Raw genomic sequence first — 25,729 nt, 5'->3', positions numbered from 1 at the left:
GGGTTGAACAACTCGCTCACTCGAAAATCGCGCATGGCTGCGCCACCGGGGGCGGACACAGGTCCGCACCGGTTGGCGAAGGCCGGGGGAAAGGGGCTTAGCCGGACAGCTCGGTGCGTTCGGTGCGCACCAGCACTGCGCCCTTGGACAGCGGGCTCACGTTGCGCCGGTACTGCTGCAGCCAGCCGGTATCGAAGGCCGGCGCTGGCGCCTGCCAGTCGGCGCGGCGCGCCTGCAGTTCGGCATCGGTCAGCGCGATATCGAGGCGCCGCGCATCGAGGTCGATGGTGATCACGTCGCCATCGCGCACCAGTCCGAGCGGCCCGCCCAGCGCCGCCTCGGGCGAGACCTCGGCAACGACCAGGCCCTTGCAGACCAGGCCCGAGAGGTGGCCGTCGGTCAGGATCGCGACCTGGTCGCCCAGGCCTGCGCCATCGACCGCAAAGACCACGCGCGAGGCACCGCCGCCCATGGCCGGGCCACCGCAGGCGCCGGCACCGCGCATCACCACCACCTGGCCGGGCACAATGCTGCCGGCCTTGAGTGCGGCTATGGCCGCATCCGACGTCCAGAAGCACACGGCCGGGCCGGTGAAGCGGCGCACCTTGCGCTCCACGATGCCGGTCTTGATCAGGCCCGACTCGGGCGCCAGATTGCCGCGCAGCAGCACGATGGCCGGCAGCGGCGCCACGGGCTTGCCGATGGGGCGGATCACCTCGGCATCCGCCACTTCGGCATCGCGCAGGTTGTCGGCCACGGTGGCACCCGTCACGGTGAGCGCGCCGGTGTCAAGCAGCGGCGCGAGCTGCTTCATGAGCGCACGGCAACCGCCCGCGGCCTCGAAGGCCTCGATGGAATGCTGGCCGATGGGCCGCACGCCCGCGAGCACCGGGGTCGTCGGGCCCAGGCTTTCGAACAGGCCGTAGACGTCGACCCCGGTCTCGCCCTCGGTCGCCACGGCCTGCAAGTGCTTGGCGGTATTGAGCGAGCCGCCGATGGACAGCACTGCGCGCACCGCGTTGGCAAAGGCGCCGGGGGTGAGGATGTCGCGCGGCTTCAAGTCATCGAGCACCATCTGCACGATGCGTGCCCCGGCCGCGCGCACGTCGGCCATCATCTTGGTGCTCAGCGCGGCCACCGGCGCGCTGCCGGGCAAGGCCAGGCCCAGCGCCTCGCACACGATGTGCATGGAGTTGGCCGTGCCCAGGCCCGAGCACACGCCCGGCCCACGGATGGCCTCGCGGCTCATGCCCACCAGTTCCTCCACCGGCAAGTGGCCGGTCACGGCATGCATGGCGCCGATGAACACTTCCTCGATGTCCATGTGCTGGCCGCGGTACTCGCCACTGGGCTGGTAGCCGCAGGGCACGAGCAGCGTCGGTATGTTCAGGCGCGCCGCCGCCATGAGCTGGCCCGGCACGGTCTTGTCGCAGGACGTGAGGCAGACCATGCCGTCGAGCTGCGCGCCTTCGACCGCGACCTCGATGTCGTTGGTCACCAGGTCACGCGCCCCCAGCATGTAGGCGCCGCGCGCCCCTGCGCCGGTGATGAAATCGCTGGGCGCGGCCGTGCGGATCTCGAAGGGCACGCCGCCCGCGGCGCGGATGGCGGTCTTGATCTCGGCCGCCACCTGGTCCAGGTGACTGAAGCAGGCGGCCAGTTCCGAGGAGCTGTTGACGATGGCGATCTTGGGCTTTTCGCAGTCCTCCTCGGGGATGCCGAGGGCGCGCCAATGCGCATTGCGCACCGACCAGAGGTAGGAGCCGCGCGGGAAATTGCTGCGCAGGGGGCGGGTCATGGGCGGTCTCCGGTGGTGGGGTTCTTCTTGGTGATCTCGACCACGCCGCGATCGGCGTCCACACGCACCCAGTCGCCGGTTGCTATGCAGGCCAGCGGGTCGCGGTCGAAGTCGGTCATGGCCGGCGCGTGCGTGACCACGGCGCCCAGCGCCATCTTGGTCGTCATCTCGTTGAACAGAAAGGCTGCCGGCGCCACGTTCATGAGCCGCGTCATGTGGAACATGGCCGACCAGCCCGACGAGCCCTTGGCGCCGGGGAACACCAGCACCTTGCCGGCAAAGCTCTGGCCGCGCAATGCATGCCGGGTTTCAACGACGGTGCCGGTGCGCGGGTCGATGCCGCCCCAGCCCGAGATGCGGTCGCGCGTGACCAGGGCCTCGCCCTCAGCCACGCCGCCCACCACCTTGCGGCCGCGGATCACCAGGGCGCGTTCGATCACGATGGTGCTGCCGCTCATGCCTGGCCCCCGTTCCAGCGGCCGGTGCAGGCCGCATCGATGCATTCGGCCGTGCTGCCGAACCAGGCCTGCACGCCAAGGATGGCGGGCAGGTAATGCGCCTGCTTGGCCGAGTCGAGTGCCACGGTCTTCGTGCCCTTGGGCACGGCGCGGCTCATGGCCGAGCAGCTGTCGGTCATGAGGATGCCGCCCGCGTCTTCGATGATCTTCGTATACCCATTGCGGTCGGCCAGCGACTTGATGGCGCGCGGCGTGAATATCCACAGTTCGCAATCGGGGTGCACCTTGCGGCCCTCGATGAGCTGGGCCGCCTCCCAGATCTGCTCGATGGTGTAGTGCGGGCAGCCCAGCATCACGTACTGGATCTCGGCGTTCTTGCCGGTGGCGTTGATCTTTTCGTAGGTAGCGCGGCGCTCGGCCGCGCCGTAGCGCAGCACCTGCACCGGCTTGCGCCCGCCCAGGGCCTGCTCCAGCGTCAGCGCCTCGGGCGTGACGCCGACGATGTGGTACATCTCCACCCCGCCCGAAGACGAAGCCGCCGCGCCGAAGTGCTTGAGCCGCGGCAGGTTGGGCACGCGGCCAATGCCGCCCTTGCGGTGCACCACGGGCACACGCTCCTGCACATGCTCGCCCATGAAGTAGCCGAGCAGGCCCCAGTCCTGCACCGATTCCACCTCGACATCGAGCTCCACCACATGCGTGGCATGGCGGTTCTCGTCCAGGTGGTAGCCCCAGTAGGGAATGCGGCCCGTGAGCATGGCGGCGCCGGTGCTCTCGCGGCCTTCGGTGTTGGTACGCGCGCCCAGCACCGAGTTGCAGTACACCACGGCCGACGACTCCATCCACGCGCAGTGCTCGCCGCGCGTGGGGATGTTGCCCACCTGGTAGGGCGTGCAGGTGTTCATGATCTGCGCGCCCAGGCCGGCCGCGTGGCGCTCGCTCTCGTGGTAGAAGTTCACGACCGCCTCGCTCACGCCCATGCGCTCGGGCTGGCCGGGGTCAAAGCCCAGCTGCAGGTGGCTGGTGAAGACCTTGAATTTGGGGATCTGCACGGTCTCCTGGCTGTCCAGGCTGAATTCGGAGAACACCGCGTCCATGCCGCCGCCCTTGGCCAGCGCGAAATCGCGCTGGAAGGGCGTGGTCGAGGTGATGCTGGCGCAGACGTTGCGCGTCTCCACCAGGCGCTCGGCGCCCAGGGCCTCGCCGTAGCGCACCAGCAGGTCCATCGCCTTCTGCAGGGCCGGCCCGTCGCGGCCGTCCAGCATGGCTTGTTCTTCATCGCTCAGGTACATGGCCTGTTGTCTCCGTTCTTTTTCGTGGGGTTCGGCCGGGGCTATCCCGGCAAAGGGGTCGGCACATGGCCGCCGATGTCGCGCGCAATGGAGAGCGCGATGTCGTGCAGGCGCGGCGCCAGTTCGCTGCGCAGGCGCTCTTCGGTGAAGACGAAGCCCGCCCCGCCGCCGTTGAGCGCCATCACCTCGCCATCGGGCCCGATCAGGGGCACCGACACCGAATTGATCTCGCGGTGGAATTCGCCGAGCGACAGGCAGTAGCCCAGGCGCCGGGCCTCGCCGATGGCGCGGTTCATGCCGGGGGCGATGCTGTCCCATTCGGGGCCGCGCAGCAGGCGCATGGAGTCGATCAGTTGGTTGCGCTGCGCCTCGGGCAGGGCCGACAGGTAGGCGCGGCCCAGGGCCGAGTTGGCCAGCGGCGCGCGCGAGCCCACGTCCAGCCGCGCCGACAGCATCGACGAACGCGGCCGGCAGGCCTCGATCAGCACCATCTCCATGCCGTCGCGTATCGCCAGGTAGACCGAGGCACCCACCTCCTCGGCCATGGCCTGCATGCTGGGGCGCGCTGCGGCGCGCACATCGAGGCTGCCCAGGAACACGCGCGACAGCGACACCACGCCCGGCCCGAGCATGAAGCGGTCGGCCGCCTGCGCGGCCTTGAGCATGCCCAGCGAGAGCAGCGTGGCGACCAGCCGGTTCACCGTGGGCCGCGGGATGCCGGTCATGCGCGCGATGTCGGCATGGCCGAGCACCGGGCGGTCCTCGCTGAAGCAGCGCAGCACCGAGATGCCGCGCTCCAGCGCGCTCACGGTATCGGAGCGGTCGCCGCGCGCGTCGGCGGATTCGGCGGCGGACAGGGAGGCGTCGTTTTTGTCAGTGGACATGGTGGAAGAACCCTTTGCAAGACTCTGCACTGTAGAGGCTGGCGAAGGAGAATCGGTCAGGTGCACGGCAAATCACTCATGCACTGGCTTCGGCCGCCACGGGCACCTGGGCGCCCTGCCCGGCACCCGGGCGCAGGTACACGCCCTGCGCCAGCAGCGCAGCCTGCAGCGCCGCCACGTCCACCGCCCGCGGCTGGATTCCGCCTTGCGAGGCCAGGGCCGCCGCCACGCCGGCCGCCTGGCCGGTGATCCAGCACTGCGGAATCTCGCGCATGAAGCCGTGCGAGTTGCGGTCGCACGAGATGTGGCGCCCACAGGCCAGCAGGCCGTCGAGCTGCTGCGGAACCAGCGCCCCGTAAGGGATGGAGATGTTCGGGAACTTGGGCGACACCGCGGGCGTGACGCCGATCTCGTCGGACAGCGCCACGCCGTCGGGCCACTGGCTGCGCAGTACCGCGCCCACGCCGGTCAGGCGCCGCGCATGGCGCACGCCGATCTGCGGCGCGCTGAGCATCAGGAAGGCATCCTCGAAGCCCGGCGCATGGGCACGGAAGTAGTCGAGGTGCGCGGCCATGGCACGGTGCGAGCGCACCTCCACGGCGGTGAGGTCGTCCACATCCAGCGCCGAATAGCCCGACTGGCGCGGCCCCATGAACAGCGCCACATCGTTGCGCCAGGAGACGAAAGGCCGCTCGAACAGGCCGAGCTGTGCACGCCCCTGGGCCATGAAGGCCGAGAAGGCCTCGGGCTGGCCGGCCTTGAAGTCGATCCAGCGGTTCATGTCCACGCCGCCGAACAGCCAGGAGGTGTTCATGCAGTGGTGCACGTCGGCTTCTTCGATGTCGTTCACGTAGGCCGCACCGGCCCGGGCGAACAGGTCGCCGTCGCCGGTGGCGTCGACCACCACGTCGGCCATGATGGCCATGCGGCCTTCCTTGCTCTCGAACACCACGCCCTTCACAACCCCGTCCTGCACGATGGGGATGGCGGCCCACGAGTGGTAGATGAGCTTGACCTTGCGCTCCAGCACGATCTCCTGACTCAGGAGCTTCAGGCGCTCGGGGTCCACCGTGGGCGACCAGGTGACCACGCCATGGTAGGCGGCGGTGCGCTGCGACCAGTGCGCGGCCTTGGCCGCGTCCTGCGAGCCCCAGTCCTCGCGCACCGGGCCGGCAATGGCGTCGGCCGGCAGGCGGTCGAACAGCTCCTCGGCAAAGCCGCGGATCACGAGCTGTCCCTCCCAGTCGGTCATGCGGTCGATCCAGATCACCAGGCCGCCGGTGGACAGGCCGCCCAGGTGGTTGTAGCGCTCGAGCAGCGCCACATCGGCACCGGCCCGTGCAGCCGCAGCGGCCGCCGCGGTGCCCGAAGGCCCGCCACCGACCACCAGCACGCCACAGCGGTGGTAGACCGGAATGTCCTTGCCGGGCTCGGCCCAGCTGCCGTGGTCGGGCCGCTTGGTGCGGCTGTCGCGGTCGAAGATGTCGGAGGTCAGGATGCGCTCGTCGGTGCGGACGACTGTTTTCATGGAGTAGCTGCCTTGGTGATCGATTTCGCTGAATTATGATTTCATCTTCCATTTTGTCAAAACAAAAAGGCCTGAACTCCGGGTTTTCCCGGACTTATATGGACTTTTTGTGATTTCAAAGATCAAAATACAAACAACAACCAAGGAGACATCGATGAAGCAACTTCACGGCACCCGCCGTGCCTTCGGCCTGGCCGTCGGCGCCGCGGCCCTTCTGGTCATGGCGCCGCAGGCCATGGCACAGGACTTTCCGGCACGCGGCAAGCCGATCCGCATCGTCGTGGGCTTCACGGCCGGTGGCGGCACCGATGCGCAGGCGCGCATCGTGGCGCAGAAGCTCGGTGAGGTGCTGGGCACCAGCGTGATCGTCGACAACCGGCCCGGCGCCAGCACCATGCTGGCGGCCAGCGAGGTGGCGCGCGCGCCTGCCGACGGCTACACCCTGATGTATGCGCCCTCGTCCACGATGGCGCAAAATCCCCACACCTTCGCCCAGGTGCCCTACGACCCGTTCAAGGATTTCACGGCCATCTCGATGGGCGGGCGCGGGCCGCTGGTGCTGTCGCTGAGCACCAGCGTGCCGGTGAACAACGTGAAGGAACTGGTCGCCTACGTGAAGGCCCACCCCGGCAAGGTCAGCTACGCATCTTTCGGCGCGGGCACCTCGTCGCACATCTATGGAGAGGCCTTCGTGAAGAAAACCGGCATCGACGCGGTGCACATCCCCTACAAGGGCGGCTCCGACGCGGCCAAGGACCTCATCGGCGGGCGTGTGCAGTACATGTTCGACTCTGCCTCGTCGGCCATCATCACGGCCGGCACGGGCAAGGTGAAGGTGCTGGCCGTGGCGGCCAGTGCGCGCATTCCGGCACTGCCCGAGGTACCCACCCTGGCCGAGCAGGGCTATGCAGGCCTCGATCTGCCCAGCTGGCTGGGCTTCTACGGGCCGGCGCGCATGCCGCAGGCCGTGGTCGAGAAGCTCAACACCGCGCTGGCCCAGGTGCTGGCCATGCCGCAGGTGCGCGAGTTCTACCGCAACGGCGGCTACGAGGCCGGCAGCACCACGCCACAGGAGTTCGCGAGCATCACGCGCACCACCTACGAGCAATGGGGCGCGATGGTGCAACAAGTGGGGTTGACCAAGCAATGAGCACCCTGCCCCACGACCTTGCCCGCCGGCGCCTGGCCACCGGGCTGGCGCTCGGCGCACTCGGCGCGGCCCTGTCGCCACTGGGCGCCCCGGCCGCCGAGCCCTTCCCCGCCAAAGGCCGCACCATCCGCATCGTGCTGGGCCTGGCGGCCGGCGGCGCCTCCGATGCGCAGGCGCGCTTTGTCGCCACCAAGCTCGGCGAGGTGCTGCAGACCCCGGTGATCGTGGAGAACCGCCCCGGCGCGAGCTTCATCCTCGCGACCGAAGAGGTGATACGCGCCGCGCCCGACGGCTACACCATGATGTATGCGCCCTCTTCCGTGGTCGCGCAGAACCCGCAGACCCTGGCCAACGTGCGCTACGACCCGTTCAAGGACCTCACACCGATCTCGCTGGGCGCGCGCGGCCCGCTGGTGCTGACCGTGCACACGAGCGTGCCCGCGCGCTCGGTGCGCGAGCTGGTGGACTACATCCGCGCCAACCCGGGCAAGATCGGCTATGCCTCCTTCGGCACCGGCACCTCGTCGCACATCTACGGCGAGGCCTTCGTGCGCCAGGCCGGGCTGGACGCGGTGCACGTGCCCTACAAAGGCGGCGCCGACGCGGCCAAGGATTTTCTCGCGGGCCGTGTGCAGTTCTACTTCGATGCCGCGCCCAACGCCATCCAGAACACCGCCACCGGCAAGGTGCGCATGCTGGCCGTGGCCGCCCCCCAGCGCAGCCCCTTGCTGCCCGATGTGCCCACCATGGGCGAGCAGGGCGTGAACGGCATCGACATGGCGAGCTGGCTCGGTTTCTACGGGCCGGCGCACATGCCGGCACCAGTGCTTGACAAGCTCAACGCGGCACTGGCCCAGGTGCTGGCCATGCCGGCCACGCGCGACTTCTTCCGCCAGGGCGCCTACGAGGCCGAGTCCTCCAGCCCCGCCGCACTCGCCGCGCTCACGCGCGCGACCTACGACCAGTGGGGGGCAACCATCCGCAAGCTCGGGCTCACGAAACAGTAGCGGCGGATGCCAGGCTCTCGTGCGGCACGGTGTGCAAGCGGACGCAAAAAAAGAAAGGAAAGCAGTGAGGAAGGGGCCAGGCCCGCAAGGTGATTGCGGTACAGCGGCGGAAATTTCGGCATAGCCAGCCATGCAATGGATAGCTGCAAACCGTCATTGGTGCCCCGAGCCGGGGTCGAACCGGCACGCCCCTTTTCAGGAAAGCGGCGGATTTTAAGTCCGCAGTGTCTACCAATTTCACCATCGGGGCGCTGGCTGCAGGCATTGCAGCACAGCGTGGGCACGCACATGCAGGCCTGCCGTGCTGCCCTGTCGCATCCGGTCACAAGGCACCACCACGGGCCCCACCTTGCAACACCAAGAAAAAAGGGAAGCCTAAGCTTCCCTTTTGAATCTGGAGCGGGAAAAGAGTCTCGAACTCTCGACCTCAACCTTGGCAAGGTTGCGCTCTACCAACTGAGCTATTCCCGCATTTTACTGTGCTGCTTTCGTTACCGTCAGTCTGCATCAGCAAGACTCAAATTATAGCGCCATTTTTCTGGCTTGCAAACTTCGGCGCAAAAAAATTTGCGCACGAGGTGTGTTGCCCTCCATCCAGCCCTGTGCGCTTCTCACAGGTCGGGCGTGCTCCGCGCGGAAAAAAGCCCGTATGGAGACGGGCTTGAACTCGTGCTGGTCACGAGGGAGGAAGCCGCTGGTGCTGCGGCGCTTCCATGCTACTACGGAACCGGTGTGAAGTGTGCAGGCCCGCACACGAACCAGCCCCTCCCCGAAGGATTGCGCTGCGTCGGCGCGGAAAAAAGAGAGCGCCACGCCACTGCACACAGGCTCCCCGTCTACTGTCAGAACTGACAAACACAGGCGGGCCGCAGGCCGTTCCAATTGCCGGTTGTTCTTCTTCCATCAGCAAAGGAATGACCATGCACATCAGCACACAGCGTGTTGCCCTTTTTGCCTCCACGGCGATGGCACTGGCCCTCACTGGCTGCGGCGGCGGCAGCGATGAGGACAACGGCCCCCCCCCGGTCGGCGACGGCTACACGCTCGGCGGCAGCATCAGCGGCTTGGCCACGAACGGCCGCCTGGTACTGCAGAACAACGGCACCGCCGATCTCGCGGTCAATGCCAATGGCGGCTTCACCTTCGGCCGCCGCATCGCTGCCGGCAGCACCTACGCGGTGACGGTGAGCAGCCAGCCGGCCGGCCAGACTTGCACGGTGGCCCAGGGCAGCGGCACGGCCAACAGCAACGTGGGCAACATCGCAGTGCAGTGCGGCAACCTGCCGCCCGCGCGCTTCACCGTGGGCGGCAACGTGAGCGGCCTGGCCGCAGGCACCAGCCTCACCCTGCAGAACAACGGCGGCGACGACCTGGCGGTGGGCAGCAACGGCGGCTTCACCTTCCCGGCGGCGCTGGCCGGCGGCGCGGCCTATGCCGTCACCATCCGCACCCAGCCCTCCGGCCAGGGCTGCACCGTGCGCAATGGCAGCGGCACCGTGGGCAGCGCGAATGTGGGCGCGGTGGAGGTGGCCTGCGCCACGAGCGTCGCGCTGCCCGATGGCGACTGGCAGCAGGACCTGTGCAGCCAGGTGCGGCCAAACCAATGGGGCCGCAACCTCTGGCGCATCACGCGCGAGAGCGAAACCCGCGTGAACGTGACGCTCGGCCTGGTGATGTACAGCGGCGCCAACTGCACGGGCACGGGCAGCGCGGCGCCCGGCCCGGCCGGTGGCGGCGGCAGCTTCGTGCTCGCCCGCACCGGCAGCACCGCCACGGCCACCGCCTTCTGGGGCACCTGGACGGTGCCCGCCGCGGTCCCCGTGGTCACCCCCGCAGTCTGGGCGCGCAAGGGCGCATCGCTGTGCATCCTGGCCGACAGCACGCCATCCGTACTGCCGGACGCGGCCATCGTCGAGCGCACGGCCGACCTTTCGATCGCGGGCAAGGGCTGCTACACGCGACTCTGAAACGCCCAGGCCAGCGCGCACCTTCTTCTGGTGGGCGCCTGGACACCCGGGTAGCGGCGGGCAAAGGCAGGGTACACGACCTCCTGCCTGCTGCGGCCTGGCTGCGGTGGGCCGCCTGGGCGCGAAGTTCAGGGCGTGCGGGCAGGCGGCTGCGGAAGGCGGCACAGCACCCCTAAGACGCCGCGCACTTGCGCACGGTTTCCAGCGTTCTTGTGGTGATGGCCTTGCCGAATTTCCGCTCCAGCAAGGCCCCGAGCGCAGTGCCCTTCTCGTCCGGAACATAGGCCGAAAATACTTCTGTCCGCTCCAGCTTGAAGATGGAGGCCTGCGCCTGCTCTATCGGAAGCACGATCTCTCCTTCATAGGGCCTGCGAAGAAAGGTGATGACCGGTTTCGCCTTAGCGGAGAGCGTGAAGTCCGCGAACGGCTGTCGCGCCACAAGACCCTGAAGGAATGAAGACGGGCGGACAATGGTTTGAAAAATCCGCCCCAGGTGTTCTTCCATCGCGGCTTCGGCTGCGCTTTCCAGGATGGGAACGATCTCGGGCTCGGCCGAAAACGCCACGTTGCCACTGGACAGAAGCGTCTTCACATCGCCAAAACCGGCAGCCTCGAAACAGCGCTTGAGCGCTGGCATTTTGCAGTTCATGGGGCTGACGCCCCGCAGAAAAGCGACATAGCGTTCCACAATCACTCCGGAGGTGGTTTGCCAAAAGTCTACTGCCGTCGGAGCGCCCACCGGCGGTGGCGGCTGTCAAAACACAGCGACAGGCATGACCAGCCGACCCTCCAGTAATCCAAAAGTGAAAAAGCCTGCTACCGATTCGATAGCAGGCTTTTCAGTACTGGCTTGGTAAATTCTGGAGGCGCGAACCAGAGTCGAACTGGTCTAACCGGATTTGCAATCCGGGGCATAACCGCTTTGCTATCGCGCCGTGAGCCTCAGATTCTAACCGAATTTGGAGCGGGTCTGAAAAATGCGCCTACGCCAGCGCAAAGTCCACGGCCGCCTTGGCGTGCAGGGCGGTGGTATCGAGCAGCGGCAGGGGGCTGTGCGCCTGCTGCACCAGCAGCGCAATCTCGGTGCAGCCGAGCACGATGGCCTCGCAGCCTTGGCTCTGCAGCGCCGCGATGGCTTGCTGGTAGAAGGTGCGCGAGGCCTCGCGCACAACGCCCTGGCACAGCTCTTCATAGATCACGCGGTGCACCTCGGCACGCGTAGCGGCGTCCGGGGTAAGGATTTCCAGGCCATGCGCCTGCGCCAGGCGGTCCTTGAGGAAGGGCTGCTCCATGGTGAAGGCCGTGGCCAGCAGGCCCAGCCGGCGCACGCCCTGCGCCCGCGCCGCCTCGCCCACCGGGTCGGCAATGTGCAGAAAGGGCAGCGGCGTGGCTGCGGCGATGGTGCCGGCCAGCTTGTGCATGGTGTTGGTGCACAGCACGATGGCATCGGCGCCGGCGGCATGCAGGCGGCGCGCGCTGTCGGCCAGCAGGGCGCCGGCATCGTCCCAGCGGCCCTCGTGCTGGGCCTGGGCGATGGGGCCGAAGTCCACGCTGTGCAAGATCAACTGCGCCGAGCGCAAGGGGCCCAGGCGGCTGCGCACCTCCTGGTTCATGAGGCGGTAGTACTCGGCGGTGGATTCGGCACTCATGCCGCCGATCAGGCCAATGGTCTTCACATGGATCTCCTGCTGGAAAGCTGCCATGATCCGCAGCGTGCACTCCATCGTCTATCACGGAATTTCAGGGCCCGGCGGCGTCACCGTGGAGCTGCTCGCGCGGGCGCCCTACAGCGCACGGGACGATGTGCTGCACGCCACCTTCGGCATCGCGCTGGAGCGCCAGCGCGGTGTGCACTCCATCGGCGGCGACCGGCGCGAGGACTTCGACACCTGGATGGGCACCATGTCCTTCACCCCGCCGGGCATGGACGTGTTCTCGGAATCCGCCACCGGCGGTGAGTACCTGGCGATCCGCTGGAACGAAAAGGGAGGCCGGGGTGGCAGCCATCGCGCGCTGTCACGGCCGCAGCGCACGGCCCAACCAGCCTTGCTGCAGCAGGCCCTGGCCTTGCGCCGGCTGCTCGTGGGCCAGGCCCCAGCTTCGCAGATCGAGGCACGGGTGCAACAGGTGCTGGCAGGGCTGGATGCCCTGCTGCAAAGGCCCGCCCCCACACGCGCCCCTTGGGCCGCGCTGCGGCCGGCCTATGCGCAGGTGCTGGAGCGCATCGACGATGAAATCGGCCACCCCGCGGAAGACCTCAGCCTGGCCGCCCTGAGCACCCAGGTGGGCGAAACCCCGCTGGCCTTCTTGCGGCATTTCAAGCAGTTGACCGGCATGACGCCGCACGCCTACGTCAACGAACGCCGGCTCCAGCGCGCGCGCCGCGAACTGCAGGCACCGCAGGCCGTGCTGGCCGACGTGGCGGCGCTGGCGGGATATGCCAGCCAGTCGCACATGGGCACAGCCATGCGGCGCGCACTGCACCTCACGCCGGCAGGCTGCCGGGCGCGGGCCCTGGCGGGCCTTGTGCCGGCCTGACCCGCCTGACCGGCCTGCTTGCCACACCATGGCCCCGCCTTCCGTGCCCGTGCCCACCTGGCAGTACCTGTCGGCGCCCCGCAGCGCCTTGCTCTCGCACTGGGATTGCCGGCTGGCCGGCTTCCATGAGAACCTGGGCCGGCCCGTGCAGCGGCTGGAGGTCGCCAGTGCACGCGTGCGGCTGCTGTTCGGTTTCGAGGCCCGCTACCGGCTGGCCCCCGCGGGCGCGCCCGGTGCGCCGGGCGCGGCACGCAGTTGCCAGGCCTTCCTGATCGGCATGGCCGGCAGCGCGATGACGACGGAGCACCCGGCGATGCAGTCCTGCATCGAGGTGGACCTGCCGCCCTGGGCTGCCTTCAGCCTGCTGCAGGGCGACGGGGCCGCAGTGGGCGCGGGCCTGCTGGATCTGTCCGAGCTCTGGGGGGCGCAGGTCGGGTCGCTCGCCGATGAACTCAACAGCCTGCCCTGCTGGGAGGTCCGCTTTGCGCGCGTGGAGCGCTTCCTGGCCGGGCGCCTGCAAGCACCCCGCCGGCAGGTGGATGCGCGGCTGCAGCAGGCCTGGGCGCAGATGGCGCTGCAACACGGCCAGGGGCCTATTGCAGCCCTGCGCGAACACACCGGCTGGAGCGCTCGGCACTTTGCCCAGCGTTTTGCCGCCCACTTCGGCCTGACCCCCAAGGCTGCTGCCATGCGCCAGCGCTTTGCGCGCGCCCATGCCCTGCTGCTGGCCACGCCCACGGCCGGGCTTGCCGATCTGGCGGACCGGTGCGGCTACAGCGACCAAAGCCATTTCACACGGGAGTTTCGCCACTTTGCCGCCTGCTCCCCCGCAGCCTACGCACGGGCCGACCTGGGCGATGTGCCGGGCAAGCCGGCATCGTTGGTGGGCCACTGATGCGCGGACTGCGCTGCCGGATCGCCTGGCGCTGGCACATTAAGATCCCCCATGCTGGACGCCCCGCTGCCTTCTTCCACTCCATGCAAATGCCCCGCTGAGCGCTGTGATGCACGGACCCACGACCACCACCCACCACCACGCGAGGACAGCCCCACCATGCGGCCGCCATCCACCACGACACCGCCTCCAACCGCCCACAAGCTCCGCCGTGGACTGGCCCTTTGCGTACTGGCCCTCGGCCTGGGCGGCAGCATGACGGGCCACGGCGCCAGCGCCGCACCAGAGCGCCCAGCCGCCGGCACCGACGTGGATGAAACCCGCAGCGTGGTGCAACGCAGCCGCGCACCGGCGGACTGCCTGTCGGTGGTGCTCGAGGGCGTCACCGTGCTGCTGGACCGCAGCGAACTCAGCCGCCAGGCCAGCGCCAAGCCCACCGCCTGGAAGACCGAGGCCGAGCGCATGGCCCTGATCGAGGGACGCCGCGCCGCGGCACTGCTGCAGGCCGCCACGCCCGCCAAGGACGGCCAGACCACCTGCCACCAGGTCACGCAGACGCTGGATGGCGAAGACCAGTTCGTGGTGCTCGCCCACCTGGAGCGCGGCGCCGCCGCCGTGTTGCCCGCGGGCAGCCGGCAGCCCGTGCCCGCGGTCGCCATCCGCTACCTGGCCCAGCGCTGCGGCCCCACCTGCGGGCGGGGCCACATCATGGTGTCCGTGCCGGGGCAGCCAAGGCCCTTCCTGGTGGCGGACTGGTGGGCGTCCTGACGGGGCTGCGATTGCGCGGCCCTGTGGCACTGGCCTTGGCCGTGCCGGCCCTGGCAGCTGCGCTCTGGTGGCTGGTGCACCAGGCGCACACACCCGCCAGTGCCATCGCCGAGGCCCAGGCCTTTGTGCGCGATGTGGAGCAAGGCCGCTTTGCGGCCGCCCATGCGCGCACCGCACGCAACGCGGCCACCGGCACCACGCTGGAACAGTTCCAAGCCCATGCAGCGCGCCAGCTGTGCCCGCCCGCCCAGGTGGGCTACACCCTGCCCTTCCAGTCCCATGGCAACCGCCTGCGGCGCTGGCTTGCAGGGCGCGAAGTGGACGAGCCCCAGGTCACCGTGGAGTTCCAGGGCAGCCCCTGCCTGTTCGGCATCACCTTGCGGCGAACAGCACCGGGCCAGTGGCGCATCGTGCGCTTTGCCAGCCACGCCGGTTGAACCCGGCAAAGCCCCTTCGCATGGCACTGTGATCGCACAGGGCGGCTATGCTTGGTGTCCCATTCCACCGCCGATCCAGAGGCCTGCGTGCTCCTCCCATCCCGTCTTTGCGCCCCGCTGCTGTGCTGTATTGCCCTTGTGCTGTGCAGCACCGGCGTGCAAGCGCAAGGCACCACCCGCACCACCTCCGCCACCGGCCCGGCCGTTCCCTGCAGCAAGCACATGAGCCCTTCCACCTGGCAACTCCTGCCCCGCCAAGGCATCTCCTGCGGCCCCCTGAAGATCGACTTCGGCCAGCCGCGTGCGGCGTTGCGCAGCGCCATGGTGGCCGCCGGCTTCGTGCCGCCCAAGCCCGAGCGCTACCAGGACGAGGACGACTTCCAGAGCACCGACAAGACCACCTTCATCCGCGTGCGCTACGACGCCGGCGACAAGGTGCAGGACATCGAGTTCCTGGGCGGCGCGCTGGCCTACCAGGGCGCGCCGCTGCACGGCGGCACCACCTTTGCCGACGTGAAGAAGCGCTTCAAGGCGGCCAAACTGCAACTGCGCGATACCCAGTGGCTGGGCGATGGCCAGGACTGCCCGGAGCTGGGCATCAACATCGCCACGCGCGAGGACGTGGGCGGCGATGGCGACGGCATCGAATGGGTGATCCTGAGCAGCACCTTCAAGTGATCCGGCACCGCGAGGTGTGCACCGGCGCGTACTCCATCTCCAGCGCCACCCAGTCGCGCGTGCCCGCGCCATAGCGCTGGCCGATGTCGCACAGCGCGGCATCGAGCACCCGGGCCGGGGGCACATCGGCGTACAAAGGCAGCGCAGGAAGCGGCGCCAAAACACCACCGCCCTGCGGCTGCACCACGCTCAGGCCGCTGGCCAGGCGCACACCCTGCCCGGGGCCTGCCGCCATCGGCTCGACCACCAGGCCGGCGATGCGGTGGCTGCGGCTCCATGCATCCATGGCCAGGGCCAGGCGCAGGTCATCCATGCCATCCGCGATGCGCACCACCATCTGCCCACCGGCCCAGCCCCGCAGGCGGTTGGCCAGGTACACGGCCACCCGCGGCGGCGTGAGGCCAAAAGCCTGGCCTGTGTGGTCCGGTGCCCAATCCACCATGCCGATCTGCTGCGCCAGGGCCTGCGCCGCCGCCGTGCCGCCCAGCGCCTCCACCAACGCCAGCGACAAGGGAATGGAGGCCGACACCCCCGTGGTGGTGGCCACGCCCTTGTCGATCAGGTAGCGCTGGCTGGGGACATGCATGGCCGTGGGGTGGCGCGCCTGCAGGGTGCTGCGGTCGTGCCAGTGGCCGGTGAAGCGGCGCCCATCGAGCAGTCCCGCCTGGCCCAGCACCCGCGCGCCAGAGCACACACCCACGATGACCGCACCCCGCGCAGCCTGGCGGCGCAGCCATGCCAGCAGCACGGGCTCATCGTCCACCAGCATGGCGGGTACCACCACACAGTCGGCGCCCTCTGGGTGCTGGGCATCGAAATCCTCCAGGCTGCACGGCACCAGCACCTGCAGCGCCGGAACCAGTTGCACCGCGCCGCTGCGCAGCGCCACGGCCTGCACCCGGGCCACGCCCGAGCGGGCGAGCAGTGCATGGGGCACGAGAAAGTCCGTGATCTCGGTGCCTACGTTGTGCGCAAGCACCGCGACCACGGGAAGGCGCGATGCGCCCGCTGGACGGAACACCTGCCGCAATGCATCAACAAAGGCCTGCAGCGGCTGCGCAGGCACGGCAGGGCTGGCGGGCACATCGGCTGTGCTGCTGCAGCCACCGGTGGCGCCGGCCAGGGCCAGGCAGCCTGCCAGGGCCTGGCGACGATTGAGAAGAGAGGTAAAAGGCATGGGCGAGAGCAGATGTCTGCGAGAAAGATGCAATGCGGCGACGATAGGCAGGCCGGCGCTGCGCCGTTGGACAAATCACCTGCAGTTCCTGCCAAGTGCCGCGCTGCCGGCCCCGCCCTCCGCCCCCCGGGGCGCGATAGCATGCGCACCCATGCCCTCTGACACCGCCTCCCGCCCGCCGCCGCCCTTCGTCGACGTGGCGTTCATCGCCTTCGATGGCGTGCAGATGCTCGACGTGGCCGGCCCCATGGAAGTGTTCGCCGTGGCCAACGAGCACCTGCCACCCGGCGCACGGCCCTACCGGCTCACACTGGGCTCTCCCACCGGCCGCCCCCTGGGCACCCACGCGGGCCTGCAGTTGGGCCCCGTGGTGGCCATGCAGGACCTGCCGCCGGGCACCGACACGCTGGTCGTCACGGGCGGCAGCGAGCAGGCCCTGCTGGCCGCCGCGGCCGACCCCATGGTGAAGCCCTGGATCCAGGCACGCGCGCAGGCGGCCCGCCGCGTGGTCGGCGTCTGCACCGGCGCGCTGGTGCTCGCCGCCGCCGGCCTGCTGGACGGCCGCCGCGCCACCACGCACTGGAACCGCTGCGCCCTGCTGCAATCGCTGGGGCAAGGCATCGTGGTGGAGCCCGACGCCATCTTCGTCGCCAGCCACCCGGTCTACACCTCGGCTGGCGTCACCGCCGGCATCGACCTGTGCCTGGCGCTGGTGGAGGCCGACCATGGCGCCGCCACAGCGCTCGCGGTGGCGCGCGAGCTGGTGCTGTTCCTGCGCCGACCGGGCGGGCAGTCGCAGTTCAGCGCGGGGCTGCAGGTGCAGGCTGCAGCAGCCCCGCCCATCAAGGCCCTGACCGCCGCCTTGCTCGCCGACCCCACGGGCGACTGCAGCGCCGCAGCGCTGGCCGGGCGGGCAGGCATGTCCGAACGCACCCTGGCGCGCGCCTTTCGTGCAGAGACCGGGCTCACCCCCGCGCAGTTCGTGGAAGCTGCGCGCGTGGAACGTGCCAAGGCCTTGCTGGAGAGTTCCACCTGGCCACTGGCCCGCGTGGCCCAGCGCGCGGGCTTTGCCAGCGTGGACGCGCTGCAGCGCGCGTTCGCCAAGCGCGTGCGTATCACCCCGGGGCAGTACCGGGAGCGCTTCGGCCCGCCGGCACCGGGCCGGTGAGCAGCGGTACGGCGAGGGCACCAAGCCGCACGCTCCCTGCATCGGGGCCGGTGGTCTATAGTGCGCCCACCAGCGTGCGGGATCGGAGGGGGTAGTTCACACCATGCCAGGCGCCCAGCCCATTGCAGCCCGCGCATTGCGCGGGGCGCTGCAGTTCGCCATGGCCGCACTGCTGCCGGTGCTGGCGGGCCCGGCATCGGCCCAGGACTGCCTGCGCCTGGACTGCGGCCCCGGCGAAGAGTGCAGCATCCGCCCCGCCCGGCTGACGGCACGCATGCCTGGGGGCTTTGCCATCACCTCTATCCGCGGCCACAGCGCCATCGCCACGCGCGGCGACGCCGGCTCGGCGGTATGCCAGCCCGTGCAGCAACTGCCCCAAACCCTTTCGCTCGACCAGGCCAGCCTGTATGGGTCGGTGCAGATCGCGGGCCGGCTCCAGGCCCCGGGCACGCTGCGCTTCGAGCCCCACGATGGCGGTGCACTGGAGTTCCGGCCCGCCCGCGCAGCCTTCCACGGCACCGGCCCCTTCTTCCGCGCGCACTTTGGGCGCATCAAGCTCGATGCGGCCCAGCCCCCGGTGGCCATCACCCCACCGCGGCGCCTGGCCCAGGCCGACTGCTGGCAGGCCCAGGCCACGGCCGAACTGTCCGATTTCTCGGTGCTGGTCGGCGACACCTCGGCAGCCGGCACCTACCCGCACCGCGCGCGCATCACCGCCATCCACGGCTTCACTGCATGCACCTGGGGCGGTCCCTGACATTGCCCCATCTGCCATCGACCGCCATGCCCCAGCCTCCCGCCGACCCGGTTCTGCGCTGCACCGCCACCCTGGCCCGCAAGGACCCGCGCCTGCCCGTGTACGTGGTCATTCCGCATGCGGTCGTCGCGCTCTGGGAGCTGCAGGCCACCACGGTGGTGGAAGGCTCGGCCAACGGCCATGCACTGGGGCGGCGCACGCTCAAGCGCTGGGATGCCTCCCCCAAGTCTCCCTGGTTCCTGGAATTCACCGCGCCCTGGTGCAAGAGCGCCGGCGTGGCCGTGGGCGATGCGCTGCAGCTGGAGCTGACCCGGGCGGACACCGAGGTACCCGCAGAACTGCAGGCGCTGCTGGCGCAGGCACCACAGCTGGCTGCTGCATGGAAGAAGCGGAGCGATGCCCTGCGCCGCGCCGCCATGGAGCACATCCGCGCGGGCAAAAGCGCCAGCACGCGCGAGCGCCGTGCAGCCTTGCTGGCACAGCAGCTGCGCGATGGCCTCTGAGAGGGGCACGGGCGAAAGAAGACCCAGGCGCAGAAAACAAAAAAGGATCCCGAAGGATCCTTTTCGTTTGCCTGCTGCACACCGTGTGTGCAGCCTGCGATGTATGGAGCGGGAAAAGAGTCTCGAACTCTCGACCTCAACCTTGGCAAGGTTGCGCTCTACCAACTGAGCTATTCCCGCATTTACCGAAGCCTTACATTGTACATCGTTTAGTACGTTGTGTGCTGCGATGGAATGAATTGTAGCGCACTTTTTGGGGGTCTCCAGAAAAAAGTGCAATTTCTTCATTCCATCGCCATTTTTTCTCCGCTGCTCAGTGCTTGAGCCCGTCGGCTGCCGGGGCGCCAGCCTTCTCGGGCGCAGGCGCCACCGAGGCCGCGACCTCCTCGTCCGTCAGCGGCACGGGCCGGCTGGCCAGCGCCACTTCCAGCACCTTGTCGATCCAGCGCACGGGCACGATCTCCAGGCCGCTCTTCACGTTGTCCGGGATCTCGGCCAGGTCTTTCACGTTCTCTTCGGGGATCAGCACCGTCTTGATGCCGCCGCGCAGGGCCGCCAGCAACTTTTCCTTGAGGCCACCGATGGCAGTCACCTCCCCACGCAGCGTGATCTCGCCGGTCATGGCCACATCGGCACGCACGGGGATGCCCGTGAGCGCAGAGACAAAGGCCGTGGTCATGGCCGCACCCGCGCTCGGGCCGTCCTTGGGCGTGGCGCCATCGGGCACGTGGATGTGGATGTCGCGCTTCTCGAAGGCCTCGTCCTTGATGCCCAGGATGCGCGAGCGGCTGCGCACCACGGTGCGCGCGGCCTCGACCGATTCCTTCATCACATCGCCCAGCGAGCCGGTGCGCGTGATCACGCCCTTGCCGGGCATGGCCGCGGCTTCGATGGTGAGCAGATCACCGCCCACCTCGGTCCACGCCAGGCCGACCACCTGGCCCACCTGGTTCTGCGCCTCGGCACGGCCATAGGTGTACTTGCGCACGCCCAGGAAGTCCGGCAGGTTGTCGGCCGTGACCACGACCTTGGGTTCGAGCTTCTTGAGCTGCAGGCCCTTGACCACCTTGCGGCAGATCTTGGAGAGCTCACGCTCGAGCGAGCGCACGCCCGCCTCGCGGGTGTAGTAGCGCACCAGGTCGCGCACGGCGGCCTCGGTCACCTCGAGCTCCTCGTCCTTCACGCCATTGTTCTTGATCTGCTTGGGCAGCAGGTACTTCATGGCGATGCTGGTCTTCTCGTCCTCGGTGTAACCCGACAGGCGGATCACTTCCATGCGGTCGAGCAGGGCCGGCGGGATGTTCATCGAGTTCGACGTGGCGACGAACATCACGTCGGACAGGTCGAAGTCCACCTCCACATAGTGGTCGCCGAAGGTGTGGTTCTGCTCGGGGTCCAGCACCTCCAGCAGCGCACTCGAAGGGTCGCCGCGGAAGTCCGTCCCGAGCTTGTCGATCTCGTCGAGCAGGAACAGCGGGTTGCGCGTGCCCACCTTGGACAGGCTTTGCAGCACCTTGCCCGGCAGCGCGCCGATGTAGGTGCGGCGGTGCCCGCGGATCTCCGCCTCGTCGCGCATGCCGCCCAGGGCCATGCGCACGTACTTGCGCCCCGTGGCCTTGGCGATCGACTGGCCCAGCGAGGTCTTGCCCACGCCCGGTGGCCCCACCAGGCACAGGATGGGTGCCTTGACCTTGTCCACGCGCTGCTGCACCGCGAGGTACTCGAGAATGCGGTCCTTGACCTTGTCCAGGCCGTAGTGGTCTTCGTTGAGCACGCCCTCGGCGTTCATGAGGTCGTGCTTGATCTTGGTCTTCTTGCTCCAGGGCAGGCCGGTGAGCACGTCGATGTAGTTGCGCACCACGGTGGCCTCGGCCGACATGGGCGACATGAGCTTGAGCTTCTTGAACTCGGCATCGGCCTTCTTGCGCGCCTCGGCGGGCATCTTGGCGAGCTTGATCTTCTTCTCGATCTCCTCCATGTCCGCGCCGTCTTCGCCTTCGCCCAGTTCCTTCTGGATGGCCTTGACCTGCTCGTTGAGGTAGAAGTCGCGCTGGTTCTTCTCCATCTGGCGCTTCACGCGGCCACGGATCTTCTTGTCGACGTTGAGGATGTCGACCTCGCGGTCGAGCTGCTCGAACAGGTTCTCCAGGCGCGCCTTCACGTCCGACAGGTCGAGCACGATCTGCTTGTTCTCGAGCTTGAGCGGCAGGTGTGCGGCAATCGTGTCGGCCAGGCGGCCCGGGTCGTCGATGCTGGAGATGCTGGTCAGGATCTCGGGCGGGATCTTCTTGTTGAGCTTGACGTACTGGTCGAACTGCTGCATCACCGCGCGGCGCAGGGCCTCGATCTCGCTGGGCTTGTTCGCGTCGGCGGCCAGCTCCACGGGCGTCACGGTGGCCGTGAAGTGCGATTCGGCGTCCTCGATGGAAGTCACCAGTGCGCGCTGCTGGCCCTCGACCAGCACCTTCACGGTGCCGTCGGGCAGCTTGAGCATCTGCAGGATGGTGGAGACGCAGCCGACATCGAACATGTCAGCCACCGAGGGCTCGTCCTTGGCGGCGGCCTTCTGGGCCACCAGCATGATGCGGCGGTCGGCCTCCATGGCCAGCTCCAGCGCCTTGATGCTCTTGGGGCGGCCCACGAAGAGCGGAATCACCATGTGGGGGAACACCACCACGTCGCGCAGGGGCAACAGCGGCAGGTCGATGGGGGTGGCTGGCAGGGGGGTATGTCCGGACATGGAAATCCTCAGTTAACTCTGTGGCATATGGTCCACAAGCGGGGATTTTCAACCCCTTCCTGCAGCCGCGCCGCAAGAAGGGTTGAAGGGCAGCACAGCCGGCTGCCCGGCGCGGTGCAGGCAATCCATTGCGTGCACCGCTGGGACATCTCAGACCTCGGAGGGCCTCAGGCCTTCTTGGCTGCCTCTCGATAGACGAGAAGCGGCGGCTTGCTCTCTTCGATGGTGGACTCGTCCACCACGACCTTTTCGACGTTGCTCTGGTTGGGCAGGTCGAACATCGTGCCGATCAGCGACTGCTCCAGGATGGAACGCAGCCCGCGCGCACCGGTCTTGCGCGCCAGCGCCTTGCGGGCAATGGCCTTGAGCGCCGCGGGGCGGATCTCCAGGTCCACACCCTCCATGGCCAGCAGCTTGCTGTACTGCTTGACCAGGGCGTTCTTGGGCTCGGTCAGGATCTGCACCAGCGCATCTTCGCTGAGTTCGGCCAGCGCCGTCACCACAGGCATGCGGCCCACCAGTTCGGGAATGATGCCGAACTTGATCAGGTCTTCGGGCTCAATCTCGGTGAACACCTCGGTCAGCGAGCGCTGCTTCTTGCTCTTGACCGATGCGCCGAAGCCGATGCCCGAGGCCTCGGTGCGGTTCTCGATCACTTTCTCCAGACCCGCAAACGCGCCGCCGCAGATGAACAGAATGTTGGTCGTGTCGATCTGCAGAAAGTCCTGGTTCGGGTGCTTGCGCCCGCCCTGCGGCGGCACGCTGGCCATGGTGCCCTCAATCAGCTTCAAGAGCGCCTGCTGCACGCCCTCGCCCGACACGTCGCGCGTGATCGAGGGGTTGTCCGACTTGCGCGAGATCTTGTCGATCTCGTCGATGTAGACAATGCCGCGCTGGGCACGCTCGACCTCGTAGTTGCAGCTTTGCAGCAGCTTCTGGACGATGTTCTCCACGTCCTCGCCCACGTAGCCGGCCTCGGTCAGCGTGGTGGCGTCGGCCATCACGAAGGGCACGTCCAGCATGCGCGCCAGGGTCTGGGCCAAGAGCGTCTTGCCCGAGCCCGTGGGCCCGATCAAGAGGATGTTGCTCTTGGAGAGCTCGACATCGTCCTTGTGCGCCTTGTCCTTGTGGCGCAGGCGCTTGTAGTGGTTGTACACCGCAACGGCCAGCGTGCGCTTGGCCAGGTCCTGGCCGATGACGTAGTTGTCCAGGTTGGCCTTGATCTCCAGCGGCGTGGGCAGATCGCTCTTGGCGTCCTTGGCGAGCTCGCCCGCGGGCAGTTCGTCACGGATGATTTCGTTGCACAGGTCAATGCACTCGTCGCAGATAAAGACCGACGGTCCGGCGATCAGCTTCTTCACTTCGTGCTGGCTTTTGCCGCAGAAAGAGCAGTAGAGGGTTTTCTCGCTGGAGGAGCCTTTTTTCTCGGCCATGGGGGCAATGCCTTGTTACGGAAAGTTGTCGGGAGATGATAACCAAATAAAAAGCGGCGCTCTTTCCCGGGGAAACCGCCCTGCCAACCGGGGGTGAATGCCGTGCACCCACTCCAGGCCTCGGACAGTTTTCATAACTTACCCCCGGCGCAGCGCCAAGGCAAGTCAGGGAAACGAGCGCCGCCGCGCGATCACGCAGCCCCGGTCAGGGGCGCTGGGCGATCACCTGGTCCACCAGGCCGTACTCCTTGGCCTCGTCGGCCGTCATGAAGTAGTCGCGCTCGGTGTCGCTCTTGACCTTTTCCAGGGGCTGGCCGGTGCGTTCAGCCATGATGCGGTTCATCTGGTCCTTGGTACGCAGGATGTCGCGGGCGTGGATCTCGATGTCCGTCGCCTGGCCGCGTGCGCCGCCCAGCACCTGGTGGATCATGATCTTGGAGTTGGGCAGCGAGAAACGCTTGCCCTTGGCGCCGGCCGCCAGCAGGAAGGCGCCCATGGAGGCCGCAAAGCCCACGCACATGGTCGACACATCGGGCTTGATGAACTGCATGGTGTCGTAGATCGCCATGCCAGCCGTCACGCTGCCGCCGGGCGAGTTGATGTAGAACGAAATGTCCTTGTCGGGGTTTTCGCTCTCCAGGAAGAGCAGCTGCGCCACCACCAGGTTGGCGGTCTGGTCATTGACCTCGCCCACCAGGAAGATGATGCGCTCCTTGAGCAGGCGCGAATAGATGTCGTAGGAGCGCTCACCGCGTCCGGACTGCTCGATGACCATGGGGATCATGCCCAGGGCTTGTGTATCCAGTGAACTCATTTTTTCTCCAGTCAGGGGCGTACTGTACCCAGAAATGAAGTGGGGCTTGCGCAGCAAAGCACAAGCCCCTGTATCCGATCGTGCCGAACCGCCCGCAGGGAGCGGTTTCTGCACCAATCTTATTGCTGGCCCATCAGGTCGTCGAAGGACACGGCCTTGTCGACCACCTTGGCCTTGCCCAGCACGAAGTCGGTCACGTTGTTCTCGATGACCACAGCTTCCACTTCGGCCAGGCGTTGGCGGTCGCCGAAGTACCAGCGCACCACGTCTTCAGGCTTCTCGTAGCTGGCAGCCAGCTCGTCGATGTGGGCCTTGAGCTGCTCGGGCTTGGCCTGCAGCTCGTTGGCGCGCACCAGCTCGGCCACCACCAGGCCCAGGCGCACGCGGCGCTCGGCCTGGGGACGGAACACGTCCTCAGGGATCTCGGCCTTGTCGGCATCCTTCAGGCCGCGCTGCTTGAGGTCGGCACGGGCGCCTTCCAGCAGGCGGGCGATCTCGGCCTGCACGCTGGCGTTGGGCAGGTCCAGCTCGGCCTTGGCCACCAGGGCGTCCATCACGGCCTGCTTGTTGCGGGCCAGCAGGCGGAACTTGACTTCGCGCTCCAGGTTCTTCTTGATGTCGGCGCGCAGGCCTTCCACCGAACCATCGGCGATGCCCAGCGACTTGGCCAGGGCGTCGTTCACTTCGGGCAGGTTGGCGGCTTCGATCTTCTTGACGGTGACCAGGAAGTCAGCCGTCTTGCCGGCCACGTCCTTGCCATGGTAGTCGGCAGGGAAGGCCAGCGGGAAAGTCTTGCTTTCGCCGGTCTTCATGCCGCGCACGGCTTCTTCGAATTCCTTGAGCATCTGGCCTTCGCCGACCAGGAACTGGAAGTCTTCGGCCTTGCCGCCGTCGAAGGGTTCGCCGTCGATCTTGCCTTCGAAGTCCACCGACACGCGGTCACCGTCTTCGGCAGCGGCGCCCTGGGCGCGCTGGGCGAAGGTGCGGCGCTGCTTGCGCAGGATGTCCACGGTCTTGTCGATGGCCGAATCGGTCACGTCGGCCGACAGCTTCTCGACTTCGGCGCTCGACAGGTCGCCGATCTTGACTTCGGGGAACACTTCGAAGATGGCGTCGAAGGTCACCTGGCCTTCGGGAGCGCCTTCCTTCTCGGTGATGCGGGGCTGGCCAGCCACGCGCAGCTTGGCTTCGTTGGCGGCCACGGCAAAGGCTTCACCGACCTTGTCGTTGAGCACTTCGTACTGCACGGAGTAACCGTAGCGCTGGGCGACCACGTTCATGGGCACCTTGCCGGGACGGAAGCCGTCCATCTTCACGGTGCGCGCCAGGCGCTTCAGACGCGTGTCGACTTCGGTCTGGATCACGGTCAGGGGCACGCTCAGCGTGATCTTGCGCTCGAGCTTCTCAAGGGTTTCAACAGTAACGGACATGGCTATTCCTCTAAGACTCTAAGAATGTGATCGTGCTCGCTGCAGCGCAGTGTTCCGCAAGGTTTCACATGGTGGTGCGCGGGGGGGGACTCGAACCCCCACACCATTGCTGGCGTCAGGACCTAAACCTGGTGCGTCTACCAATTTCGCCACCCGCGCGGTTCAACAACAAACAAACAGGCGGCAGGGATGCCCGCCGCCTGTGTGAAATCGGTCAACCTTTGATTTTAACCTGTAAAGCAGGGCGCTCCAATTTCCGCATACACACGGCGTGCTGGGATCTACCCTGCCCCCGGCATCGCCCCTG

23 protein-coding genes and 5 tRNA genes are annotated in these 25,729 nt (G+C 67.8%); 11 read left to right on the top strand and 17 right to left on the bottom strand.

Translation table 11 applies throughout. The features are described 5' to 3' along the window. Nucleotides 1–97 precede the first annotated feature (97 nt). From HNP48_RS23140 to HNP48_RS23120, 5 genes are all read right to left on the bottom strand, one after another. The gene (locus HNP48_RS23140) at nt 98–1,798 is read right to left on the bottom strand and encodes a dihydroxy-acid dehydratase (protein WP_184861514.1); all 1,701 of its coding nucleotides are present in this window, start codon (nt 1,796–1,798) and stop codon (nt 98–100) included. Then, nucleotides 1,795–2,256 (bottom strand): aconitase X swivel domain-containing protein, encoded by a 462-nt coding sequence (locus tag HNP48_RS23135; protein WP_184861512.1) that lies wholly within the window; start codon nt 2,254–2,256, stop codon nt 1,795–1,797. Before HNP48_RS23135 ends, HNP48_RS23140 begins: the two co-directional genes overlap by 4 nt. Then, nucleotides 2,253–3,548, bottom strand: coding sequence for an aconitase X catalytic domain-containing protein (locus HNP48_RS23130; RefSeq protein WP_184861510.1), 1,296 nt, complete (start codon nt 3,546–3,548; stop codon nt 2,253–2,255). The genes HNP48_RS23135 and HNP48_RS23130 overlap by 4 nt, the downstream gene beginning before the upstream one ends. Nucleotides 3,549–3,589: 41 nt before the next feature. Next, a complete protein-coding gene (locus HNP48_RS23125; protein WP_184861508.1) occupies nt 3,590–4,432 on the bottom strand; it encodes an IclR family transcriptional regulator in 843 nt (280 codons plus the stop codon). 76 nt (nt 4,433–4,508) lie between these two features. Beyond that, nucleotides 4,509–5,960, bottom strand: coding sequence for an FAD-dependent oxidoreductase (locus HNP48_RS23120; protein ID WP_184861506.1), 1,452 nt, complete (start codon nt 5,958–5,960; stop codon nt 4,509–4,511). Nucleotides 5,961–6,114: 154 nt separating this feature from the next. Between HNP48_RS23120 and HNP48_RS23115 the strand changes: the two genes are divergently transcribed. Both HNP48_RS23115 and HNP48_RS23110 read left to right on the top strand, forming a co-directional pair. After that, nucleotides 6,115–7,110: a tripartite tricarboxylate transporter substrate binding protein gene (locus tag HNP48_RS23115; protein WP_184861504.1), complete on the top strand. Its 996-nt coding sequence runs from the start codon at nt 6,115–6,117 to the stop codon at nt 7,108–7,110. Beyond that, complete coding sequence (locus HNP48_RS23110; protein ID WP_184861502.1) at nt 7,107–8,117, top strand: tripartite tricarboxylate transporter substrate binding protein; 1,011 nt, start codon at nt 7,107–7,109, stop codon at nt 8,115–8,117. The genes HNP48_RS23115 and HNP48_RS23110 overlap by 4 nt, the downstream gene beginning before the upstream one ends. A 157-nt stretch (nt 8,118–8,274) precedes the next feature. On the opposite strand, the gene HNP48_RS23105 is transcribed toward HNP48_RS23110, so the two are convergent. Beyond that, nucleotides 8,275–8,367: transfer RNA gene (locus HNP48_RS23105), tRNA-Leu, on the bottom strand. A gap of 145 nt (nt 8,368–8,512) precedes the next feature. Further along, nucleotides 8,513–8,588: transfer RNA gene (locus HNP48_RS23100), tRNA-Gly, on the bottom strand. A 449-nt stretch (nt 8,589–9,037) separates the two neighbouring features. Between HNP48_RS23100 and HNP48_RS23095 the strand changes: the two genes are divergently transcribed. Then, nucleotides 9,038–10,084 carry a hypothetical protein gene (locus HNP48_RS23095; RefSeq protein ID WP_184861500.1) on the top strand — a complete coding sequence of 349 codons (1,047 nt, stop codon included), beginning with the start codon at nt 9,038–9,040 and terminating at the stop codon, nt 10,082–10,084. 172 nt (nt 10,085–10,256) lie between these two features. Here the strand turns inward: HNP48_RS23095 and HNP48_RS23090 are convergent, their stop codons facing one another. The 3 genes from HNP48_RS23090 to HNP48_RS23080 form a co-directional block, all read right to left on the bottom strand. Beyond that, nucleotides 10,257–10,772 carry a DUF1697 domain-containing protein gene (locus HNP48_RS23090; RefSeq protein WP_184861498.1) on the bottom strand — a complete coding sequence of 172 codons (516 nt, stop codon included), beginning with the start codon at nt 10,770–10,772 and terminating at the stop codon, nt 10,257–10,259. A 173-nt stretch (nt 10,773–10,945) separates the two neighbouring features. Continuing rightward, nucleotides 10,946–11,019, bottom strand: a tRNA-Cys gene (locus HNP48_RS23085). 48 nt (nt 11,020–11,067) lie between these two features. Then, nucleotides 11,068–11,787 carry an aspartate/glutamate racemase family protein gene (locus HNP48_RS23080; protein WP_221480315.1) on the bottom strand — a complete coding sequence of 240 codons (720 nt, stop codon included), beginning with the start codon at nt 11,785–11,787 and terminating at the stop codon, nt 11,068–11,070. On the opposite strand from HNP48_RS23080, the gene HNP48_RS23075 reads away from it, so the two are divergent. The 5 genes from HNP48_RS23075 to HNP48_RS23055 all read left to right on the top strand — a co-directional run bounded on the left by HNP48_RS23075 (nt 11,786) and on the right by HNP48_RS23055 (nt 15,400). Continuing rightward, nucleotides 11,786–12,622 (top strand): helix-turn-helix domain-containing protein, encoded by an 837-nt coding sequence (locus HNP48_RS23075; protein ID WP_184861496.1) that lies wholly within the window; start codon nt 11,786–11,788, stop codon nt 12,620–12,622. The genes HNP48_RS23080 and HNP48_RS23075 overlap by 2 nt on opposite strands. A gap of 28 nt (nt 12,623–12,650) precedes the next feature. Next, nucleotides 12,651–13,517 carry a helix-turn-helix domain-containing protein gene (locus HNP48_RS23070; RefSeq protein ID WP_184861494.1) on the top strand — a complete coding sequence of 289 codons (867 nt, stop codon included), beginning with the start codon at nt 12,651–12,653 and terminating at the stop codon, nt 13,515–13,517. 159 nt (nt 13,518–13,676) lie between these two features. Continuing rightward, complete coding sequence (locus tag HNP48_RS23065) at nt 13,677–14,285, top strand: hypothetical protein (protein ID WP_184861492.1); 609 nt, start codon at nt 13,677–13,679, stop codon at nt 14,283–14,285. 23 nt (nt 14,286–14,308) lie between these two features. Next, nucleotides 14,309–14,722, top strand: coding sequence for a hypothetical protein (locus tag HNP48_RS23060; RefSeq protein ID WP_184861490.1), 414 nt, complete (start codon nt 14,309–14,311; stop codon nt 14,720–14,722). Nucleotides 14,723–14,944: 222 nt separating this feature from the next. Beyond that, nucleotides 14,945–15,400 carry a hypothetical protein gene (locus tag HNP48_RS23055; RefSeq protein WP_184861488.1) on the top strand — a complete coding sequence of 152 codons (456 nt, stop codon included), beginning with the start codon at nt 14,945–14,947 and terminating at the stop codon, nt 15,398–15,400. Here the strand turns inward: HNP48_RS23055 and HNP48_RS23050 are convergent. Then, on the bottom strand, nt 15,393–16,577 hold the full coding sequence (locus tag HNP48_RS23050) for a DJ-1/PfpI family protein (RefSeq protein ID WP_184861486.1): 1,185 nt from the start codon (nt 16,575–16,577) through the stop codon (nt 15,393–15,395). The genes HNP48_RS23055 and HNP48_RS23050 overlap by 8 nt on opposite strands. A gap of 151 nt (nt 16,578–16,728) precedes the next feature. On the opposite strand from HNP48_RS23050, the gene HNP48_RS23045 reads away from it, so the two are divergent. The 3 genes from HNP48_RS23045 (at nt 16,729) to HNP48_RS23035 (ending at nt 19,005) form a co-directional block, all read left to right on the top strand. After that, nucleotides 16,729–17,745: a GlxA family transcriptional regulator gene (locus HNP48_RS23045; protein ID WP_184861484.1), complete on the top strand. Its 1,017-nt coding sequence runs from the start codon at nt 16,729–16,731 to the stop codon at nt 17,743–17,745. 103 nt (nt 17,746–17,848) lie between these two features. Continuing rightward, nucleotides 17,849–18,502 carry a hypothetical protein gene (locus HNP48_RS23040; RefSeq protein WP_184861482.1) on the top strand — a complete coding sequence of 218 codons (654 nt, stop codon included), beginning with the start codon at nt 17,849–17,851 and terminating at the stop codon, nt 18,500–18,502. A gap of 26 nt (nt 18,503–18,528) precedes the next feature. Then, nucleotides 18,529–19,005, top strand: a complete 477-nt coding sequence (locus HNP48_RS23035) for a YdeI/OmpD-associated family protein (protein WP_184861480.1) — start codon at nt 18,529–18,531, stop codon at nt 19,003–19,005. Nucleotides 19,006–19,109: 104 nt separating this feature from the next. Here HNP48_RS23035 and HNP48_RS23030 read toward each other — a convergent pair. From HNP48_RS23030 to HNP48_RS23005, 6 genes are all read right to left on the bottom strand, one after another. After that, nucleotides 19,110–19,185 (bottom strand) — tRNA-Gly (locus HNP48_RS23030). 133 nt (nt 19,186–19,318) lie between these two features. After that, the gene (gene lon / locus HNP48_RS23025) at nt 19,319–21,745 is read right to left on the bottom strand and encodes an endopeptidase La (RefSeq protein ID WP_184861478.1); all 2,427 of its coding nucleotides are present in this window, start codon (nt 21,743–21,745) and stop codon (nt 19,319–19,321) included. A 167-nt stretch (nt 21,746–21,912) separates the two neighbouring features. Further along, on the bottom strand, nt 21,913–23,178 hold the full coding sequence (gene clpX, locus HNP48_RS23020) for an ATP-dependent Clp protease ATP-binding subunit ClpX (RefSeq protein ID WP_184861476.1): 1,266 nt from the start codon (nt 23,176–23,178) through the stop codon (nt 21,913–21,915). Nucleotides 23,179–23,383: 205 nt separating this feature from the next. After that, the gene (gene clpP / locus HNP48_RS23015) at nt 23,384–23,992 is read right to left on the bottom strand and encodes an ATP-dependent Clp endopeptidase proteolytic subunit ClpP (RefSeq protein ID WP_184861474.1); all 609 of its coding nucleotides are present in this window, start codon (nt 23,990–23,992) and stop codon (nt 23,384–23,386) included. Between the two features lie 119 nt (nt 23,993–24,111). Beyond that, a complete protein-coding gene (tig, locus tag HNP48_RS23010) occupies nt 24,112–25,422 on the bottom strand; it encodes a trigger factor (protein WP_184861472.1) in 1,311 nt (436 codons plus the stop codon). A 72-nt stretch (nt 25,423–25,494) separates the two neighbouring features. Beyond that, a tRNA-Leu gene (locus HNP48_RS23005) sits at nt 25,495–25,581 on the bottom strand. Between the last annotated feature and the right edge of the window lie 148 nt (nt 25,582–25,729).

It is taken from the genome of Acidovorax soli (assembly GCF_014207955.1).
Classification (GTDB): Bacteria; Pseudomonadota; Gammaproteobacteria; order Burkholderiales; family Burkholderiaceae_C; genus Acidovorax; species Acidovorax soli_A.
Note: the sequence above shows the minus strand (reverse complement) of the source record. Positions and strands in the feature narration are given on the sequence as shown.

Coding starts and splice junctions, on each gene's coding strand:
- HNP48_RS23140 (WP_184861514.1), bottom strand. CDS start 1,798: ATGACCCGCCCCCTGCGCAGCAATTTCCCGCGCGGCTCCTACCTCTGG.
- HNP48_RS23135 (WP_184861512.1), bottom strand. CDS start 2,256: ATGAGCGGCAGCACCATCGTGATCGAACGCGCCCTGGTGATCCGCGGC.
- HNP48_RS23130 (WP_184861510.1), bottom strand. CDS start 3,548: ATGTACCTGAGCGATGAAGAACAAGCCATGCTGGACGGCCGCGACGGG.
- HNP48_RS23125 (WP_184861508.1), bottom strand. CDS start 4,432: ATGTCCACTGACAAAAACGACGCCTCCCTGTCCGCCGCCGAATCCGCC.
- HNP48_RS23120 (WP_184861506.1), bottom strand. CDS start 5,960: ATGAAAACAGTCGTCCGCACCGACGAGCGCATCCTGACCTCCGACATC.
- HNP48_RS23115 (WP_184861504.1), top strand. CDS start 6,115: ATGAAGCAACTTCACGGCACCCGCCGTGCCTTCGGCCTGGCCGTCGGC.
- HNP48_RS23110 (WP_184861502.1), top strand. CDS start 7,107: ATGAGCACCCTGCCCCACGACCTTGCCCGCCGGCGCCTGGCCACCGGG.
- HNP48_RS23095 (WP_184861500.1), top strand. CDS start 9,038: ATGCACATCAGCACACAGCGTGTTGCCCTTTTTGCCTCCACGGCGATG.
- HNP48_RS23075 (WP_184861496.1), top strand. CDS start 11,786: ATGATCCGCAGCGTGCACTCCATCGTCTATCACGGAATTTCAGGGCCC.
- HNP48_RS23080 (WP_221480315.1), bottom strand. CDS start 11,787: ATGGCAGCTTTCCAGCAGGAGATCCATGTGAAGACCATTGGCCTGATC.
- HNP48_RS23070 (WP_184861494.1), top strand. CDS start 12,651: ATGGCCCCGCCTTCCGTGCCCGTGCCCACCTGGCAGTACCTGTCGGCG.
- HNP48_RS23065 (WP_184861492.1), top strand. CDS start 13,677: ATGCGGCCGCCATCCACCACGACACCGCCTCCAACCGCCCACAAGCTC.
- HNP48_RS23055 (WP_184861488.1), top strand. CDS start 14,945: ATGAGCCCTTCCACCTGGCAACTCCTGCCCCGCCAAGGCATCTCCTGC.
- HNP48_RS23050 (WP_184861486.1), bottom strand. CDS start 16,577: ATGCCTTTTACCTCTCTTCTCAATCGTCGCCAGGCCCTGGCAGGCTGC.
- HNP48_RS23045 (WP_184861484.1), top strand. CDS start 16,729: ATGCCCTCTGACACCGCCTCCCGCCCGCCGCCGCCCTTCGTCGACGTG.
- HNP48_RS23040 (WP_184861482.1), top strand. CDS start 17,849: ATGCCAGGCGCCCAGCCCATTGCAGCCCGCGCATTGCGCGGGGCGCTG.
- HNP48_RS23035 (WP_184861480.1), top strand. CDS start 18,529: ATGCCCCAGCCTCCCGCCGACCCGGTTCTGCGCTGCACCGCCACCCTG.
- lon (WP_184861478.1), bottom strand. CDS start 21,745: ATGTCCGGACATACCCCCCTGCCAGCCACCCCCATCGACCTGCCGCTG.
- clpX (WP_184861476.1), bottom strand. CDS start 23,178: ATGGCCGAGAAAAAAGGCTCCTCCAGCGAGAAAACCCTCTACTGCTCT.
- clpP (WP_184861474.1), bottom strand. CDS start 23,992: ATGAGTTCACTGGATACACAAGCCCTGGGCATGATCCCCATGGTCATC.
- tig (WP_184861472.1), bottom strand. CDS start 25,422: ATGTCCGTTACTGTTGAAACCCTTGAGAAGCTCGAGCGCAAGATCACG.